Origin of the sequence: Nostoc sp. NZL, from assembly GCF_015714705.1 — a bacterium.
GTDB classification, from domain to species: domain Bacteria; phylum Cyanobacteriota; class Cyanobacteriia; order Cyanobacteriales; family Nostocaceae; genus Nostoc; species Nostoc foliaceum_A.
Map to the genome: position 1 here is coordinate 17940 of NZ_WBKL01000025.1, position 16918 is coordinate 34857.

The window sequence follows — 16918 nt, forward strand, 5'->3', positions numbered from 1 at the left end:
ATGAAGATGGGGCTGAGAACACGCCTATTTTTCTCCCACTTAGTGGTGATGATAGTGGGGGTAGCTAGTCTGGTGAGCATCAGCAAAATCTCTTCTCCTCGCTTGTTTGTCTTGCATTTGGAACGATTAGAAAATCGGGGGTTCGATTTAATCAATATCCGTACTGAATTGGTTACAGGATTTGAACTTGCTTGGCAACGAAGCACTATTTGGTCAGTCTTAGCCGGCACCACCGCAGCTGGAGGATTGAGTTACTGGGTGTCCAGACGGATTATGCAGCGGTTGACCGAGATGGAACAAATCACCCAAAAATTTGCTGCTGGTCAGATGGATGCACGATTACCTGTGTCTGACATTCCAGAACTCAGTGGACTGAGTGCTAGTTTCAATCGGATGGCAGCCAGTTTAGAAGGGGTTGAAGCACGACGGCGAGAAGTGATTGGAGATATGACCCATGAACTACGAACACCGTTAACAGTGGTGCGCGGTTACTTGGAAGAACTGGCTGATGGGGAAATTGAAGCGTCTCCTGAAATCTATCGGCGTTTAGCTAAAGAAACTAGGCGGTTAGAGCGCTTGGTAAACGATTTACAAGAACTGTCTAAGGCAGAAGCTGGCTATCTACCAATTAATATACAACAGGTAAATCTGCGTCCGTTGTTAGAGTCATTAGTGGAGAAATTCACCGACCAATTGTTGGAAGATGGGCCAGTTCTGCTCTTGCAATGTCCATCTGTGCTGCCTCCTGTATTGGCAGATATTGACCGCACAGAACAGGTATTGGTGAATTTGCTAGGTAATGCAGTGCGTTACACTAATGAAGGTTTAATTACCGTTCGTGCTGGGACTGAAGCATCTCAACTCTGGATTGCGGTTATAGATACAGGTATTGGTATCGCTCCAGAAAATTTGCCCCATGTGTTTGAACGCTTCTGGCGAGCCGACCAATCGCGCGATCGCCATTCGGGAGGCACGGGTGTTGGCTTAACTATTTCCCGTCGTTTAATTGAACTACAAGGCGGTCAGATTCAAGTAGAAAGCGAGTTGGGAGTTGGCAGTACGTTTCGGTTTTTTCTGCCTTTGGCTTAAGTTAAGTCAAAACCCTTGAGATACAAGGGATTGACACAAGGTAGCCACGGCTGTGTCATACCCAATTGCTAATTTGAAAGTATCCGAAATCTAGGTTTTTTGATGGATACCGAGATTTTGGAAATGCATAAAGTGTAATATTATGTCTACTTTTATTCTGGCTGCTTTTTTGGTTAGTTTTCTTAGTGTTTCGGGTTATGCTGCGATCACTGAACATACCGAAGTATTGCAAATAATTGACAAATTCCTCAACCCCAACTACGAAGAAGAGGGAATTGTCACGATTGAATCCATCCCAGTAACTTCAAACGGAAAAACTGAACTTGAGGCGCTAAGGGAGGAACTTAGGATACTCAAATCAGCAGAAGAAGTTTAACGGCATTTGGATTTAGTTTCAGACGCGATCGCCTCTATCTCTTCTGGAGTATCAATCGTTAATTTTCCGGCGTTGTAGTAGCGATCACGTATTTCCTTGGTTGCTCGGCGGATGCACTCAGGCTTTGTTTCGGGATTGGGGTAGAAAAAAGTGAGTGCAGCGAGTGATGTAGGGATTAAAACCATTGCTCCAATTACAGTCCAATCAATCCATCCGCGCTTTATTACTTCTCTAGTCATTAGTCATTAATCATTAGTTAACAATTTAGTATTCCCGGAGTCCAGGCCACTCAATTAAAAATTAAAGATTAAAAATTAAGAAAAATTTCTAGAATCTTTAATTTTTAATTTCACATTTTTAATTTTTAATTGGAGTAAAGCGACGATGGCTGATAAAAGAGTTGGTATCAACGTACAGCTAAAGCTGCTTTCAATCCCTAATAATCTAAGTTTGAAGTGAAGTGTATTTATTTGGAAAAAGTTAAAATCGCTGACCTGTAGTAACTTCAAATCTAACTTCTCCTTGGTCGCTAATTCCTAAGTCACCTCGAATCAGCCCAAAGGATGACTTGACTCGCAATCCTAAGCCATAACCAAAACCACTTCCAGGCTTGTCTCGCAGCACCCCTGGTTGTCCTAGCACGGTTTCGCTAGACCCGAAATCTGAGGCGAAGTCAGTAAAGAGAACTCCTCCGATTGACTGGAAAATTGGAAAACGATATTCCACGGAAGCTAAACCATAGCTGCGACCACTGGCAACTTTACCATAACCATAACCTCTGACAGAATCTAGTCCACCAATATTAAAGGCATCCGCTGGTGGAAAGTCTCCAATTGTGGTGCCAATTTGTAAATTAATCGCCAACATCTCTGGATTGTCGGTCGGTTTACCATTACCTATCCAACTAACTGGTAAATACTGAATATAGTCTCCCTGTAGGCGATTGCTGGAAATATTGCCCAGTCCAATGGGAATCGCTTGTTCTGTGCTGAGGGTGAGAATTGATCCTTGAGTCGGATTATCTCGGCGATCGCGTTGATCTCTGGATACAGCAAATGATACTGTAAATAGGTCATCAATACCAGTACCGCTGACAGATAGGGGACTCCCTAATCTATCGACCTGTGCAACGTTATATTCTTGATCGCGTAGGCTAATCCGGGTATAGTTGAGAGCCACAGTTGTATCCCAATCATCGAAAGATTGTAAGAGTCCCACAGAACCGCCAAATCTTCCCTCCCGCACTTTGTTGCCGTTAGACAATCTGATATCTTCGTTGAAGGTTCCCGATATATTTCGACTACGGAAACCTCTAATGCTATAGCCTAAGCGGTTTGGTTCTCCAGGACGATAACGACTAGTGAATTGACCATTAAACTGGACATCTTTACTGCTGAACTGCACAGTTGTATCTAATTCATCGTTAAGACCGCTGATATTTGCATCTTTGTAACCCACCCGACCGTATAGTCCAACATCATCGTTATTTCCGCCTCCTAAGATTAGAGAAGGGAAGGCACGTTCTTTGATTTCATAGATGATATTAACACTTGAGGCATCTTCTTCTCGCTCAACATTTACTTGATTAAATGACTCTAATCTTCTCAATCGTTGCAAGTCTGCTTGAAGTAAATCTTCACGGAATACCTGACCAGGCTTGAGTCTCAGCAGACCAATGATAAAATCTATCTGAGTACGCCCTTTGATCGGCTGACCTTTGTCATCAAGCAACTCATCTTTGTCATTAATAAAACGAATCTGGATGTCTTTGACAACTTTTTGAGAAAATACAAGCGTCTGGGTATCTCCTGAAGTCGCTCCTATATAATTACCATATTTGGCATACTCTCCCTCTATATGGATCGTAGCTTCCGGTGTCACAATATTACTAAACCCATCCTGAGTAGAAGATTGCGAGTCTGCAAGGGCCTCTGGATTTTTCCCGCCCACTAACATTACTGCGATCGCAACTACAGTTATTTGAACTCGCATATTGAAAATCCGTTAGTGTTATTAAGTTTACGACATAGAGCGGATATCTTGTGCGTAAGTTCTATATGAGCTTTGCTATTGGGTATTGCAAAAGACAACTGCTTGTTTTCCAGTACTCAGTATAAACTGTCAGATGGTTTTCAGCTTGCGATGACCTCCGGTCGGTCGGAGACCATCGCCTCCGGCGGGCGGTTACACCATCGCTCAAGTTGATAAAGTCCTCAAAGGTTTAGAAGTTGCGTTGCTGCCAGAAAAAGGTATAGTTTGGGAAATAGAATCTCTTCCCTAATACTATGACAGAGGAATACTCAGGTTTTAAGCTCTTATTTTGCTTTTTTATAGATAATTACAATGGAGAATTATCTGCTAAATCCACTTACAAATAAAAACTATGAGAGAAAAACCTAAACAGCAAATGCGTATATGGGCTACTTTGTGTCATTTATCAGCTTATTAGGATGGATATTAGTGTTTTTTTTAGTATTTATTGGTATCCCTTTATATTTACCTTTAAATCTTTTAGCTCCACTGATCATTTGGCTATTTTAAAAAACACAATACCCCTGGATTGATTTACAAGGCAAGGAATCAATAAATTTTCAATTCTCTTTAACAATATATACCTTAGTTATTATCGCCATATCTTTAGTTATAGTCTTAACTACCTTCGGTCGAGCAGTAACCATCAATGGTTCAAGTAATGAGATAAAAAATACTTTAGATAGCTTATTAATTGTACTTATGTCATTAATTATATTTAAACTTGTACTACAATCGTTTGTAGTGACTTTTGCCGCTATCAAAGCTTACAAGGGTGAGTATTATCGTTATCCTTTGACAATTAGAGTTTTACGGTAAAAAATGATTAAACATCTGTTATTTAACATCTACAATTTTGAAAAAACATTAAACTTTCACACCTTATTGTTTATGTAATGAGATACATTAGCATGATAAAATCTTAAGACTTTTTAGGTTTCCATAATTTCGCAATGATACTTAAGTGACGTTAATGCCTATCATCCAATAATTTTATAAAAACAGGATTTTGAAAATATCAGGCAATCAGAAAAATTATTCGCTAGAAAGTTTTATACAAGTAAAGACTCGGATATATTTAGATATGATAGACAAAATGATATTATTAAGTGAATAGTAAAATATACCAATATGGGAGTAAATAATGATATGATTGGGATTGCGATCGCAGGCACTGGATTTGGTCAAAAAGTCCATATCCCTGGATTCCAAGCACATCCTCAGACTGAGATAGTTGCTGTTTATCACCGAGATATAAATAAAGCTAAAGCTATAGCAGAATCTCATAAGATTCCCCATGCCTCCGATTCACTTGCAGATATTGTGGCATTACCAGAAGTGCAAGCAGTTAGCATCTCTACGCCGCCATTTTTGCACTATGAAATGGCAAAAACTGTATTACAAGCTGGGAAACATTTATTATTGGAAAAACCTACAACTTTAAATGCCGTTGAGGCTAAAGAACTTTATCAGTTAGCTAAAGCAAAAGGTGTTATTGCAACTGTAGATTTTGAATTTCGCTTTGTACCAGCATGGCAGTTGTTTGCTGAATTATTGTCAGAAGATTATGTGGGTGAGTTGCGCTTAATTAAAATTGATTGGTTAGGTTCTTCTCGTGCTGATACTTCACGCCCTTGGAATTGGTATTCTGACAAGGATAAAGGAGGCGGTGCATTGGGATCTTTGGGTTCCCACGCCTTCGATTACATTCACTGGTTATTCGGGCCAGTGCGTAGATTAAGCGCCCATTTAACTACTGCTATTCCTACACGAATTGACCCTGTTAGTGGAGAGTCTAAACCAGTAAATACAGATGACAACTGTATATTAACGTTGGAATTAGCAAATGGTACACCTTGCCAACTTTCTATCAGTGCAGTTGTTCATGCACCAAGAACCCATTGGGTAGAAGTATATGGCGATCGCGGTACATTAATTGTGGGTAGTGAAAATCAAAAAGATTATATACATGGTTTTCGTGTTTGGGGTTCTCGACCAGGGAAACCCCTAACGGAAATAGAAATACCGAATCGATTAATTTTCCCAAAAAATTATGCTGATGGGCGCATTTCAGCATTTATCCGCGTAGTAGACCAATGGGTACAAGGAATTGACCGCAATCAGGAAATTACACCATCGCTGCGAGAAGGAATTTATTCTCAGTTGTTGATGGATTTATCCCATGAATCCCATCAAAAAGCAAGTTGGATAGATGTACCTAGCTTGGATGGATTCCTTAGCAACTAGATAGAAAATGAGCAAAACTCCCCGCATTCGTATCCCACCGGAAGTAAAGAAATATGTTTTTCAACGTGACAAATACCAATGCCAAAGTTGCGGTAAAACTACTGAAGAAACTAACCTTAGCATTGACCATATCATTCCCCTCGCCCGTGGTGGTCAAAATGATATCAGCAATCTCCAAACTCTATGTTTAACCTGCAATCAGCAGAAAACAGATAACATTGATCCTCGCTTCCGGCGATATTTTCAGCTTTAGGCTAGGATCGTATGGGCTATTAGTTTCTCATTATCTATGCCTCAAAATCACAATAGCAATTCCCGAAGATTCCCCAATATTAAAACTAGGATTCTCTACCTCTTCGCTGTAATAGCTGTTTTAGTAGTAGCCTTTCCTTGGCTATATGAGATTAAAACGAAAGCTGGGATCGATATATCACCTGGCCGCCATACAGGAACCTTTTTTGAGAAACATACCCGCGGACTCTTCAGGTGTGAGTGGCTTTATCCCTACCATTGCGAGCGCTCCCAGATTAAGTAATATCATGTCCGGTTTATCAAGCTGAATAAAAAATGTTCGTTCGTAGTAAGGACTTTAGTCCTGGCTTTGGTGACTGAAGTCCCTACCAAAAAATACTTATTATGGATCAATATACTTGCAATACGGTTCGGTTAAGGGAAGAGACGCGATAAATCGCCGTCTCTACATCTGGGTTTTGTTGCTCATTCTGAACTGTATTGTATTATGGGTGATTTGGCGGACATCATAATCAAGGAAATTAAAAAGAGAAGGGGATAATTATCCCCTTCTCTCTGTGTGAAATTTTTCCCCCAACTGACTTAAGTTGATATCAATGCACCGCTACCGCTGTGCGTGTCTACATCTATCCCAACTGATTTGAGATTATACTGACATCAACGGCTAACTTTTTGCCCAACTTAAGTAACTGAAGACACTGATTATCTCCTTCATTCCCAAGGCTAGTGATACACACTGGCGCGATCTGACTGTGCAGACAACTAAAATATAGTTCTTGCGATCGCTGTAGGGAAATGTCAATATTTAGTTGATCCCCGACATCAATCAATCTCTCCAATAGTTGGATATCTGCATTAAAGCTGCCATTAGCATCGTGCAACAATTGCCAGAGCGATCGCGCAATTAACTGTTCTAACATCTGCTTACCGTCGGGAATATTCAGCCGACAACGCAGATGTTTTGCTTCAGTAGCGATCGCCTCCAATTCTAATATGTGACTCCAACTCTTTTGGGGATCAGCGATATCTTGCTCTAGCGATCGCAATGTCATCAGACAACGATGCCCTAAAGCAATATCTGCTGCTACCTGCAATTCTTGCGGTACTGCTAATTCATCTCGATGAAACGCCATCAGCACACCATAATTATCACGGTACGCTTGGGTATACAACTGTCCTAAACGTGTCAGCGTTTCCTCACTCAGCAGCCGCATAATCCGGTGGCGTTCTTCAGCAAATAGATTTTGCAAGTTGAAAGCTTCTTCGCCAAATAGCTGTGTCATCGCCAATATAGTATGAGCCGCGCTAGCTTGTTTTAGTGCGCCGAACAGCTTTTCTTTTAATTGGCTGTAGTCACGCCGCCCAGTAAATTGTTGAATACAGCAGTGGAAATCCCAGCCTCCCAAATGGAGAACCGCAAATACCAAATGCTCGCTTTCCCAAGTAATCTCTGATACCAGCTTTAAATTTCCCACAGCCAGAGTTAGCGATCCCATACGTTGCAGCTGGTAATCTAGCTCATTAGCAGCGTAGCAATAAACCTTTTTGTGGTAACGCTGAGACTGTTTATCAGCAGCATCTTTTCTAGGCAAAGAATTGTGCGTCTGTGCTGGTTTCTGATTTGTAAACAGAGAAGTAATAGCGTAATGGGCTGCTACTTGCTTAAAGCCCAGCTGGGCAGTTAACACGAGTTGCCGATAAATTTCGCCGCCGTGTTTGAAGTCATCCACATTGCTGGGGGCTAAACCCAGACGTTTGACAAAGCCTTTTTCCAACTGCACACCAGCCACTTCCCCTGCCAATTCCAAAGCACGGCCGGCGTAGCGCAGAATTTGTGTCCCCTCTGGACGGGAAATTTCTTCAAAAAACCAACCGCAACTAGTGAACATCAACAAAGCGTGACGCTGCATTTCCAATAGGCGTAGTGCGTCTACTTGTTCGGCTGCGGTTAGTTTGTGGGTTTGATGACGGGCTAGGAAACGGTTGACATTGGTAGCAGTGCGATCGCGCATCACTTGGATATATTCATCTCGTGTTTGCCAGGGATCACGAAATAACTGCCTACCATGTTCTTCATACACCTCAGTTAGCTGATCCCGCAGCCAATTTAGGGCATCCCGCAAGGGACGACGCCATTTCTGATGCCAAACGCTGCCTTCCCCACCGCAACCACAGTCATCTTGCCATCTATCTACACCGTGGGCGCAACTCCAGGCTGTGACTGACTTCAATTCCACTTCCCAACTGGGAGAATTGAGGCTGAGGTAGTGGGCGAAATTTGTTACCGTCCAACCTTGCTGCGGAAACTCTTTGGTAAAGGCGTAGGCTAAAGTTTTCTCAGTTCCCTTCTTGTGATGTCCGAAGGTTTCCCCATCAGTTGCCACAGAGATTAACTGTGTTGGCCGATGATCCCCACGCACGGCCGAACCAATACGTCCAGCAAAGTGACTGGAATTATAAACGACATCACTAAAACCCATGTCCCGCGATATTGGGCCATCGTAGAAGAAGATATCAATATAGGGGAGTGAGTGGGGAGTCGGGAGTGGGGAGTGGTTACTATCCCCATTCCCCTCATTAATCGAACTTAGAGGTGAAGATGAAGTGTCTAGCGTTGGCTTTAAATAACAACGATAGGGACGGGTGGGATCAATCTGACTACCACCGACTTCGTGCCATTCAGGATGGGGATGATCTTGAGTGGGGACGGGACGGCAACGCAGTGCTTGAGACGGTGCAAGGATAATGAAGCGAATACCCTCAGCAACCAGAGCTTCGAGGGTGGCATAATCCACACCTGTTTCTGCGAGCCACATTCCTTCGGGATCACGTCCAAAGCGGGAGCGGAAGTCTTCTTTACCCCAGCGAATTTGGGTATATTTGTCGCGTTCGTTCGCCAGGGGCATGATGATGTGATTGTATACTTGCGCGATCGCATTGCCATGACCATGCAAGCGTTGGCTACTCTTGGCATCCGCCTCTAAAATCCGCTGATAAACCTCCACATCGTAGCGTTCTAGCCACGACATCAGCGTTGGGCCAATATTAAAACTAAAATACTCATAATTGTTGACGATCTTCACCACTTCGCCTTGGTCATTTAAGACTCTGGCAAAGGCATTCGGACGATAGCATTCCCAATGAATCCGCTCATTCCAGTCATGGAAAGGTGCAGCGCTCGGTTGGCGTTCAATTGCGTCCAGATAAGGGTTTTCCCTTGGTGGCTGGTAAAAATGACCATGCACCGTCACATAAACACCATTAGCCTTTCTCAGGGGATCGGTTTCTTTGGTGTTTTTGGGATCTGAATGTAATGTTAACGTTGAGCCAGAGCTAGCTGGCATTTCAGCAGCAGAAGTCATGTATATTTATCCAAAACAAAAAACTTGCAGTTGCACCGAAAACATTGTGCATAAACCTTTCTACAATGGTTTTCACACAAAATCCGGTATAAACAACAACTATGGAATCCAACCAAATTTTTGACAAAGCGTTTTTATTGTAGTGGGAAATCTGCGTTATCGCACAGCCCTTTCCCTGAAGGCTCAAAATAATTAGCCATTGAACAAAGCCTCAGTTAGGGGTTTTCTCGTTAGCAGCGCCAATCAAAATTTTAATTGTCTTTTAATATATTAAACCCCATTTTTGGTGTAAAACTTTTGCTCAAATTCATAGTTTTGCAACAAAAAATTACAGAATCTCATTATATCGCAATCTAATTTTACATACACAGTATTGAACTGAAAACAGTACAATTTCTGAATTGCTCTACAGACGGTTGAGAGTATCCTATGGGAGTGCTGAGTGAAAGTAATTGTTAATTCAACACTCCAAATTAAAACTTAGGATTGCTCGCTGTGAATGATACCCTCAACTTAAGACAACAAATGTCAACCAAAAACATTATTCTTCTCGTTTTATTACTGTTTATCCCGGTTTCTGTAGCAGCCCACTTTCTGGAGTGGGGAGAATTGATCGTTTTCATTACAGCTGGATTAGCAATTTTGCCCTTAGCAGCTTGGATGGGTACAGCCACAGAAGAAATTGCTGTCGTAGTGGGACCATCAATGGGAGGCTTGTTAAACGCTACCTTTGGCAATGCTACAGAATTAATCATCGCCCTAGTGGCGCTGAACGCTGGGTTAATAGATGTAGTCAAAGCCAGTATCACGGGATCGATTATTAGCAACTTACTACTGGTGATGGGTTTTTCCATGCTTTTGGGAGGACTGCGCTACAAAGAACAGACATTTCAACCAATTGTGGCGCGGGTGAATGCTGATTCGATGAATTTGGCGGTGATTGCCATTTTGATGCCAACGGCAATGAATTATACCTCTCAAGGAATTAACGAACAAACACTGCAAAATTTTTCTATTGCTGTTGCTGTGGTGTTAATCCTGGTTTATGCTTTAACACTGCTATTTTCAATGAAAACCCACTCCTATCTATATGATGTGGGTGTAGCAGAGACAGAAGCAGAGGAAACCCCTCATGCTAAACCAAATATGATGTTGTGGGTTAGCGTGCTGCTAGTATGTACCTTGCTAGTGGCACTAGAGTCAGAAATGTTGGTCGATTCTTTAGAGGTGGCTACATCTCAGCTAGGTTTAACGGCGTTGTTTACAGGGGTGATTTTGGTTCCCATCGTCGGTAACGCGGCTGAACACGCCACAGCAGTCACCGTGGCGATGAAAAATAAAATGGATCTTTCCCTTTCGGTAGCTGTGGGATCAAGTATGCAGATTGCCTTATTTGTCGCGCCCGTGTTAGTTATAGCAGGGCGGGTAATGGGTAAACCAATGGATTTGGATTTCCAACCCTTTGAATTAGTAGCTGTGGTTGCGTCAGTGTTGATTGCAAACAGTATTAGTTCTGATGGTAAGTCCAATTGGCTTGAAGGCACTTTATTATTAGCTACCTATACAGTGTTGGGGTTCGCCTTCTACTTCCATCCAGTTATACAAGGTATAGGGTAGTACCGCAGGGCGGAAGTCAGAAAGAGGAAAAGGGGCAGGGAGCAGGGAGCAGGGGGAAACCCCATAAATTTACTTGCTCTGTACCTTTTTATTTCTGGTCAAAAGTTCGTAGTAAGGACTTTAATTTAGTCCTTATCTTCTAAGCACGCTTTGTGCTTAGTACAAACAAACCCTCAAAACGAGCTTAGACATTGTACTAGTTAGTAGTGCGAGGCCGAGTAGCCCGTCGTAGAAATCGCTCATATTTTAACGGATTCGCAAAAGTTCCCCACCCTCAACGCCAGTAAAATAAAGAGATATAAGAGCGATCGCCTGTATGAGCTACTGCCTTAATCCCCATTGTCCCAAGCCTGAAAATCCTGATCATGTCAAGTTTTGCCAGGCTTGCGGTTCTAAGTTACTCCTCAAAGAACGTTACCGTGCTATTAAACCAATTGGACAAGGTGGTTTTGGCAAAACCTTCTTAGCTGTGGATGAGGATAAGCCCTCAAAACCACGCTGCGTAATTAAGCAATTTTATCCCCAATCTCAAGGCACTAACACTCTTGCAAAAGCCGTAGAGTTATTTAACCAAGAAGCGGTGCAGTTAGATGAATTGGGTAAACATCCTCAAATTCCCGAACTACTGGCATATTTTACTCAAGAAGATCGGCAGTATCTTGTACAAGAATTTATCGACGGGAAAAACTTAGCTCAGGAATTGGCACATAGAGGTGCTTTCAATGAAATACAAATTCGGCAAATATTAAATGATTTATTGTCAGTTTTGCAATTTTGTCATGCTAGACACGTAATTCACCGCGATATTAAGCCAGAAAACATTATTTTACGCGAGAGCGATCGCAAACTAGTTTTAGTAGATTTTGGTGCTGCTAAATCTGCCACTGGCACTGCCTTAAATAAAACTGGTACTAGTATTGGTAGTCCAGAATATGTTGCACCTGAGCAAATGAGAGGTAGGGCTGTTTTTGCCAGCGATATTTACAGTTTGGGTGCTACTTGTATTAATTTATTAACAGTGCGATCGCCTTTCGATTCCTATGATACCAACAACGATACTTGGGTTTGGCAGCAATACTTGAAAGCTCCTGTCAGTAATCAGTTGAGTCGCATTCTCAACAAGATGCTAGAAAGTATTCCAATTCGGCGTTATCAAACAGTAGATGAAGTTCTCAAAGACTTAAATCAACAATCGCAAGTAGCAGCCACATCAGCGATTGCAGTAAAACCCCTCCCTCAATCTCCATCAAAATCTCCACCTACATTTGTATCGCCATCTCCTAGTCAAATTGATCTGGAATTAGAACAAATGAAAACCCAATTTTTGGGTAGTAACAAACCTCAGCTAAATAAAATACAACCACCAATTCCCACATCTGGGCTTTCTAGTACAAACGAAATAGATCAAGAATTAGAAGAATTAAAAGCCAAATATCTTGGTAATAATAATTCTTAAAATCCAATACAGTTCAGATAATACCGAAACACTTGTAGAGACGGCGATTTATCGCGTCTTCAAAGACCAATTAAGAAACGGCGTATCGAGTCTTCAAAGACCAATTACCTACACCAATAACCCTTAACCCAAGCGTATTACCTTAAAATCAATCAATAAGATACAGCAGTTTGATTTTGCATTTAACTCAGCATTAAAAAGAAAGTGACTCTGAAACTCAGAGCCACTTGTAATATTTATTCTGAAACAGTCTAAACTTTCTCAGTAAATTGAGAATTTAGAAGTGCAAAAGCTTACTTCCCAGCTTCAGCAATGGGAACCCATTCAGTATGGAAACTTCCGGGCTTGTCAAGACGTAGGTAGGTATGTGCGCCGAAGTAGTCGCGTTGTGCTTGAGTTAGATTTTGAGGCAAGCGATCGCGGCGATAGCTGTCAAAATAATCCAAGGATGCGCTAAATGCGGGTACTGGAATTCCCACTGTTGCAGCTGTCGCAATCACTTCCCGCCAAGCAGTCTGTCTGTCAAGAATTGTCTGCTTAAATTCGGGAGCTAACAGCAAGTTAGGCAAAGCTGGATTTTCGCTAAAAGCCTTCTTAATCTTATTCAAAAAGCGAGCGCGAATAATACAACCACCTTTCCAAATCCGCGCCATTTCGCCCAGATCCAAATTCCAGTTATATGTTTTTGAAGCTGTGGATAGCAACGCCATCCCTTGAGCATAAGAACAGATTTTTGAGCAATAGAGAGCATCGCGTACTTTATTGATAAAGTCCTTGGTTTGCCCGTCATACTTGCCACTGGGGCCTGTGAGGACTTTAGATGCTGCAACCCGCTCTTCTTTAATCGAAGATATAATCCGGGCATTAACTGCTGCTGTAATTGTGGGAATAGCAACTCCCAATTCCAACGCAGTTTGCACAGTCCAGCGTCCAGTTCCCTTTTGACCTGCTGCATCAACAATCAAATCCACGAGGGGTTTATTTGTTTCTGGGTCAATATATGGGAAGATATTCTTCGTAATCTCAATCAAAAATGAATCAAGTTCATCGGTGGTATTCCATTCAGCAAACACATCATGTAGCTGACTGGGGTTTAATCCAGCGACATTTTTTAGCAAGTCGTAGGCTTCAGCAATTAGCTGCATATCGCCATACTCAATGCCGTTGTGTACCATTTTGACATAGTGGCCAGAACCACCAGGGCCAATGTAGGTTACACAAGGGCCATCATCGACTTGGGCAGCAATTTTGTTGAAAATTGGTGATAGAAACTCGTAAGAGCTTGTTGTACCTCCAGGCATCAGAGATGGGCCATTTAGTGCCCCTTCTTCACCGCCACTGACACCCATACCAAGATACCGAAGCCCTGCGGGTTCTAATTCCTGAGTGCGTCGTTCCGTATCTTCAAACCAAGAGTTGCCACCGTCGATAATGATATCGCCTTCCTCTAACAAGGGTTTGAGTTGAGCAATCACCGCATCCACTGGCTTACCAGCTTGCACCATTACTAGAATTTTGCGGGGACGTTCCAATAAGGCAACGAATTCTTCTAGAGTAAAAGCGGCTTTGACGTTCCGTCCTGTAGCACGCTGCGCCATAAACGCATCCGTTTTTTCTCGGGAGCGGTTGTAAACTGCAATTGGGAAGCCATTGCGCTCCACGTTTAGAGCGATGTTCTCACCCATAACGGCTAATCCAATCACACCAAAGCTTTGTAGTGTCATAAAAAATTTCTGGCTAACTCTTGCAGATCCTTTACCTATAAGGGTAGTCCGATATTTTCCGTTCTCCCCTAAAGAAGACCTTAAGAGTTGAATAAACGACAAAAATCCACAACTAACACGGATAATTAATTTTAATTTGTATCTAAATCAACAATTGACTGGCAAAATTTGCAAAATTTAAATAGTCAAAGGACGCAGTAAGGAGTAACCAAATAATGCTGGCATTTGTCCTAGCTTTGGTGGTCGGTCTTGGTAGTTTAGCCATCTATATAGCAGCTTTCTTTTTTCCAGAAATCCACCGCAAGAATGACTTTATCTGGAGTGGTGTAGGACTTTTCTACGCTTTAGTCTTATGGGTGTTTGCACCACGTATTACTGGGGGCTTGTTGCTGGGTCATGTGGCTAGTGTGGCTCTTTTGGTCTGGTTTGGATGGCAAACTCTATCATTACGTCGCCAACTGACCCCGCAGGCACAACAAACCCAAGTACCCAGTCCAGAGACGGTGAAAACTGGCATTCAGGAACAGGTGAATAAGTTCTCCCTTCAAGAACGGCTGGGCCAGTTGCAACAGGGTCTTGGTAGCACCTTCAGTGGCGTTAAATACAAGGTACAACAGACTGTTAGCAAAAAAACACCCACAACCCCCAGACCTGAAGACATTACCTCTGTACTGGCAGAGAAACCTACTGTTGAGATTATCGACAAAACTACTGCTATACCAGAAAAACCAGCAGATGAGACAGTTACTACTGACACCGAAGCAAAAACCGAAACTGTACCGGAAGCGATTCCACCACATCCCCCATCTCCTGAATTGGTGGAAGCAGCGCAACCAGATGCGGAGACTGAGGATAAGCAACCGATTCCCGTAGAAGAAATTGCTCCCGATGCGGTACTCGCTCCCCCAGCGGAAGCACCACCAGAAGAAATACCGCCTAATCAAGCTAGTTGAATGCTGTGAAACCCAACGTTAACCTAATATGATGTTGGGTTTCAGAGCTAATTTCAAAAGCTAATTCAGAATGGATAGAAGCACAGATCTGAAGCGGTTATAACAAAATTCCCGACTTTTAAAATAAGCCGGGAATCTGAGCCTTTGCAACAGGCAAAGCACTACCATTAGGCATAAAAACCTTATACCAATTCACGAAAACCCCGATACATAACTAGATTATCGTAAGGGCATGGCATTGCCGTACCCTTACTAGCCATAACATAATCTTCAACAGAAAAGTTATTCAATTCGGGCGCGGAGTGCAGGAGAGCGAAAGAGAGTTGCAAATCCAGCTTGCCGCTCATTTAAAGGTTCTAGAGCATCGTTCCAAAGACTTTCATAATAAAAGAAAGTTATGCCTAGACCGCGTTCTTGAGCAGCCCGCACCTGAGACTTAATTTGCTGCATAGGAACTGGATTATTTCGTAACCCTGTCATAACGCCAATTCCAGTTGGAATTATTTGTTGTGCTTCTTGAATTTCTGGGCGGGAAATATTAGCCACAAAACTTTGCAGATCCGGACGATAAATTTGCACGATTAACTCATCCACAATATTTTGCCGCATCCAACCCAGCCAATCTTGGAGGTGAAACTTGTAAGCAAAATCATAGTAATTAGGAGAAACAGAAAAAATCGCCTGGGGTCTTCTCTGCTTCACAGCTTGGTTAAGTTGTACCATGAACGCTGTAATTTTATCTGCCCGCCACTTTACCCATGCCGCATCTTGGGAATTACTTGGGGGAGGATTCTTCGTTTCTTTGGTGTACAAAGCAACTGTATATTGGTCGTAGCCAAATTCGTGGGGCAAACTCATGTGATCGTCAAACTGAATGCCATCGGCATCATATTGGGTGACAGTTTCCAGCACTAGATTAGTGATAAACTGTTGCACTTTTGGATGGAACGGATTGAGCCACATCACCTCACCCGCCGCACTAATTGAAGTTTGGCTACCATCCCGCTTTTGTGTGAACCAATCAGGATAATTCATTGCCAATTCTGAGGTTGGGGGAGCCATAAAACCAAACTCGAACCAGGGAATTACTAGCAATCCTTTGCGATGGGCTTGGTTAATCAGGTCTGCAAGAATATCATGTCCATCTGAACCTTTGTAGACAAAAGGTTGAATACCCGCACGTTGTGCGATCGCACTGGGATACATTACATAGCCAGAATTCCAAACCACAGGATAGATTGTGTTAAAGTTCAGCCGTCGTAATTGACTCACCGCATCTTGCACTTTGTCCCGATTTTTGAGGGTGTCAAAATCATTGTTGGTCATCCAAACCCCACGGATTTCCTGACGGGGTAACTGTGCGATGGCAGGGGTGAAACTGTCCACCAGTAATACGGTAAAAAAGGATATTAAAATGAGAATCGGAAAAAGAGACTTGAGTAGTCGCCGCCAAGTTTGAACAATAAAAGGTGATTTCATAGATTTGAATGATGCATTAGCTACCCACACACGCCATTGCTCGCTTTTACGATTGAATCTACTAACCATATAGTCTACAAGTATTTATGCTTAGTACAGGATTGATGAGTTGGTAGTTGTTCGTTCCCTGCTTATGGAACTTTTGCACCAGAAAAACTAAAGCAGACAATATTTAAGATAGTTGACGCAGCTAGTAAGCATTTGTGCCCAATAGATATTGGTATGAGGAATAGGGGAATGGGGAAGAGACAAGGAAGGGGCACAAGGTAAAATTTTCTCCTTTATCTTCCCCTGCCTCCCCTGCTCCCCGATCTTCACACTCCCCCACACCC

The 16918-nt window shown here is 42.5% G+C and carries 14 protein-coding genes; 9 read left to right on the forward strand and 5 right to left on the reverse strand.

Annotated elements, in window-relative coordinates:
* The gene (locus F8R90_RS03110; RefSeq protein WP_190895815.1) at positions 1-1089 is read left to right on the forward strand and encodes a sensor histidine kinase; all 1089 of its coding nucleotides are present in this window, start codon (positions 1-3) and stop codon (positions 1087-1089) included.
* 142 nt (positions 1090-1231) lie between these two features.
* A complete protein-coding gene (locus F8R90_RS03115; protein WP_196509514.1) occupies positions 1232-1465 on the forward strand; it encodes a hypothetical protein in 234 nt (77 codons plus the stop codon).
* Here the strand turns inward: F8R90_RS03115 and F8R90_RS03120 are convergent.
* Together F8R90_RS03120 and F8R90_RS03125 are read right to left on the reverse strand one after the other, a co-directional pair.
* Complete coding sequence (locus tag F8R90_RS03120) at positions 1462-1704, reverse strand: hypothetical protein (RefSeq protein WP_196509515.1); 243 nt, start codon at positions 1702-1704, stop codon at positions 1462-1464. The two genes, F8R90_RS03115 and F8R90_RS03120, sit on opposite strands and share 4 nt — an antisense overlap.
* Before the next feature lie 241 nt (positions 1705-1945).
* Positions 1946-3457: a BamA/TamA family outer membrane protein gene (locus F8R90_RS03125; RefSeq protein ID WP_196509516.1), complete on the reverse strand. Its 1512-nt coding sequence runs from the start codon at positions 3455-3457 to the stop codon at positions 1946-1948.
* Positions 3458-4048: 591 nt separating this feature from the next.
* On the opposite strand from F8R90_RS03125, the gene F8R90_RS33660 reads away from it, so the two are divergent.
* The 4 genes from F8R90_RS33660 (at position 4049) to F8R90_RS32625 (ending at position 6278) form a co-directional block, all read left to right on the forward strand.
* On the forward strand, positions 4049-4315 hold the full coding sequence (locus F8R90_RS33660; RefSeq protein WP_331000594.1) for a DUF4870 domain-containing protein: 267 nt from the start codon (positions 4049-4051) through the stop codon (positions 4313-4315).
* 312 nt (positions 4316-4627) lie between these two features.
* Positions 4628-5743, forward strand: coding sequence for a Gfo/Idh/MocA family protein (locus F8R90_RS03135; protein WP_442946734.1), 1116 nt, complete (start codon positions 4628-4630; stop codon positions 5741-5743).
* Positions 5744-5750: 7 nt separating this feature from the next.
* The gene (locus F8R90_RS03140; protein WP_196509517.1) at positions 5751-5996 is read left to right on the forward strand and encodes an HNH endonuclease; all 246 of its coding nucleotides are present in this window, start codon (positions 5751-5753) and stop codon (positions 5994-5996) included.
* 36 nt (positions 5997-6032) lie between these two features.
* On the forward strand, positions 6033-6278 hold the full coding sequence (locus tag F8R90_RS32625; protein WP_230966069.1) for a hypothetical protein: 246 nt from the start codon (positions 6033-6035) through the stop codon (positions 6276-6278).
* A 343-nt stretch (positions 6279-6621) separates the two neighbouring features.
* Here the strand turns inward: F8R90_RS32625 and F8R90_RS03145 are convergent, their stop codons facing one another.
* Complete coding sequence (locus F8R90_RS03145) at positions 6622-9357, reverse strand: DUF3536 domain-containing protein (RefSeq protein ID WP_196509518.1); 2736 nt, start codon at positions 9355-9357, stop codon at positions 6622-6624.
* A gap of 525 nt (positions 9358-9882) precedes the next feature.
* Between F8R90_RS03145 and cax the strand changes: the two genes are divergently transcribed.
* Positions 9883-10974 carry a calcium/proton exchanger gene (cax, locus tag F8R90_RS03150; protein WP_196509519.1) on the forward strand — a complete coding sequence of 364 codons (1092 nt, stop codon included), beginning with the start codon at positions 9883-9885 and terminating at the stop codon, positions 10972-10974.
* 316 nt (positions 10975-11290) lie between these two features.
* Positions 11291-12430: a serine/threonine-protein kinase gene (locus F8R90_RS03155; RefSeq protein ID WP_196509520.1), complete on the forward strand. Its 1140-nt coding sequence runs from the start codon at positions 11291-11293 to the stop codon at positions 12428-12430.
* A 293-nt stretch (positions 12431-12723) separates the two neighbouring features.
* On the opposite strand, the gene gndA is transcribed toward F8R90_RS03155, so the two are convergent.
* A complete protein-coding gene (gndA, locus tag F8R90_RS03160; protein ID WP_196509521.1) occupies positions 12724-14154 on the reverse strand; it encodes an NADP-dependent phosphogluconate dehydrogenase in 1431 nt (476 codons plus the stop codon).
* 215 nt (positions 14155-14369) lie between these two features.
* Between gndA and F8R90_RS03165 the strand changes: the two genes are divergently transcribed.
* Positions 14370-15107: a Ycf66 family protein gene (locus F8R90_RS03165; RefSeq protein WP_196509522.1), complete on the forward strand. Its 738-nt coding sequence runs from the start codon at positions 14370-14372 to the stop codon at positions 15105-15107.
* 282 nt (positions 15108-15389) lie between these two features.
* Here the strand turns inward: F8R90_RS03165 and F8R90_RS03170 are convergent, their stop codons facing one another.
* A complete protein-coding gene (locus F8R90_RS03170) occupies positions 15390-16586 on the reverse strand; it encodes a glycoside hydrolase family 10 protein (RefSeq protein WP_230966070.1) in 1197 nt (398 codons plus the stop codon).
* Positions 16587-16918 lie beyond the last annotated feature (332 nt).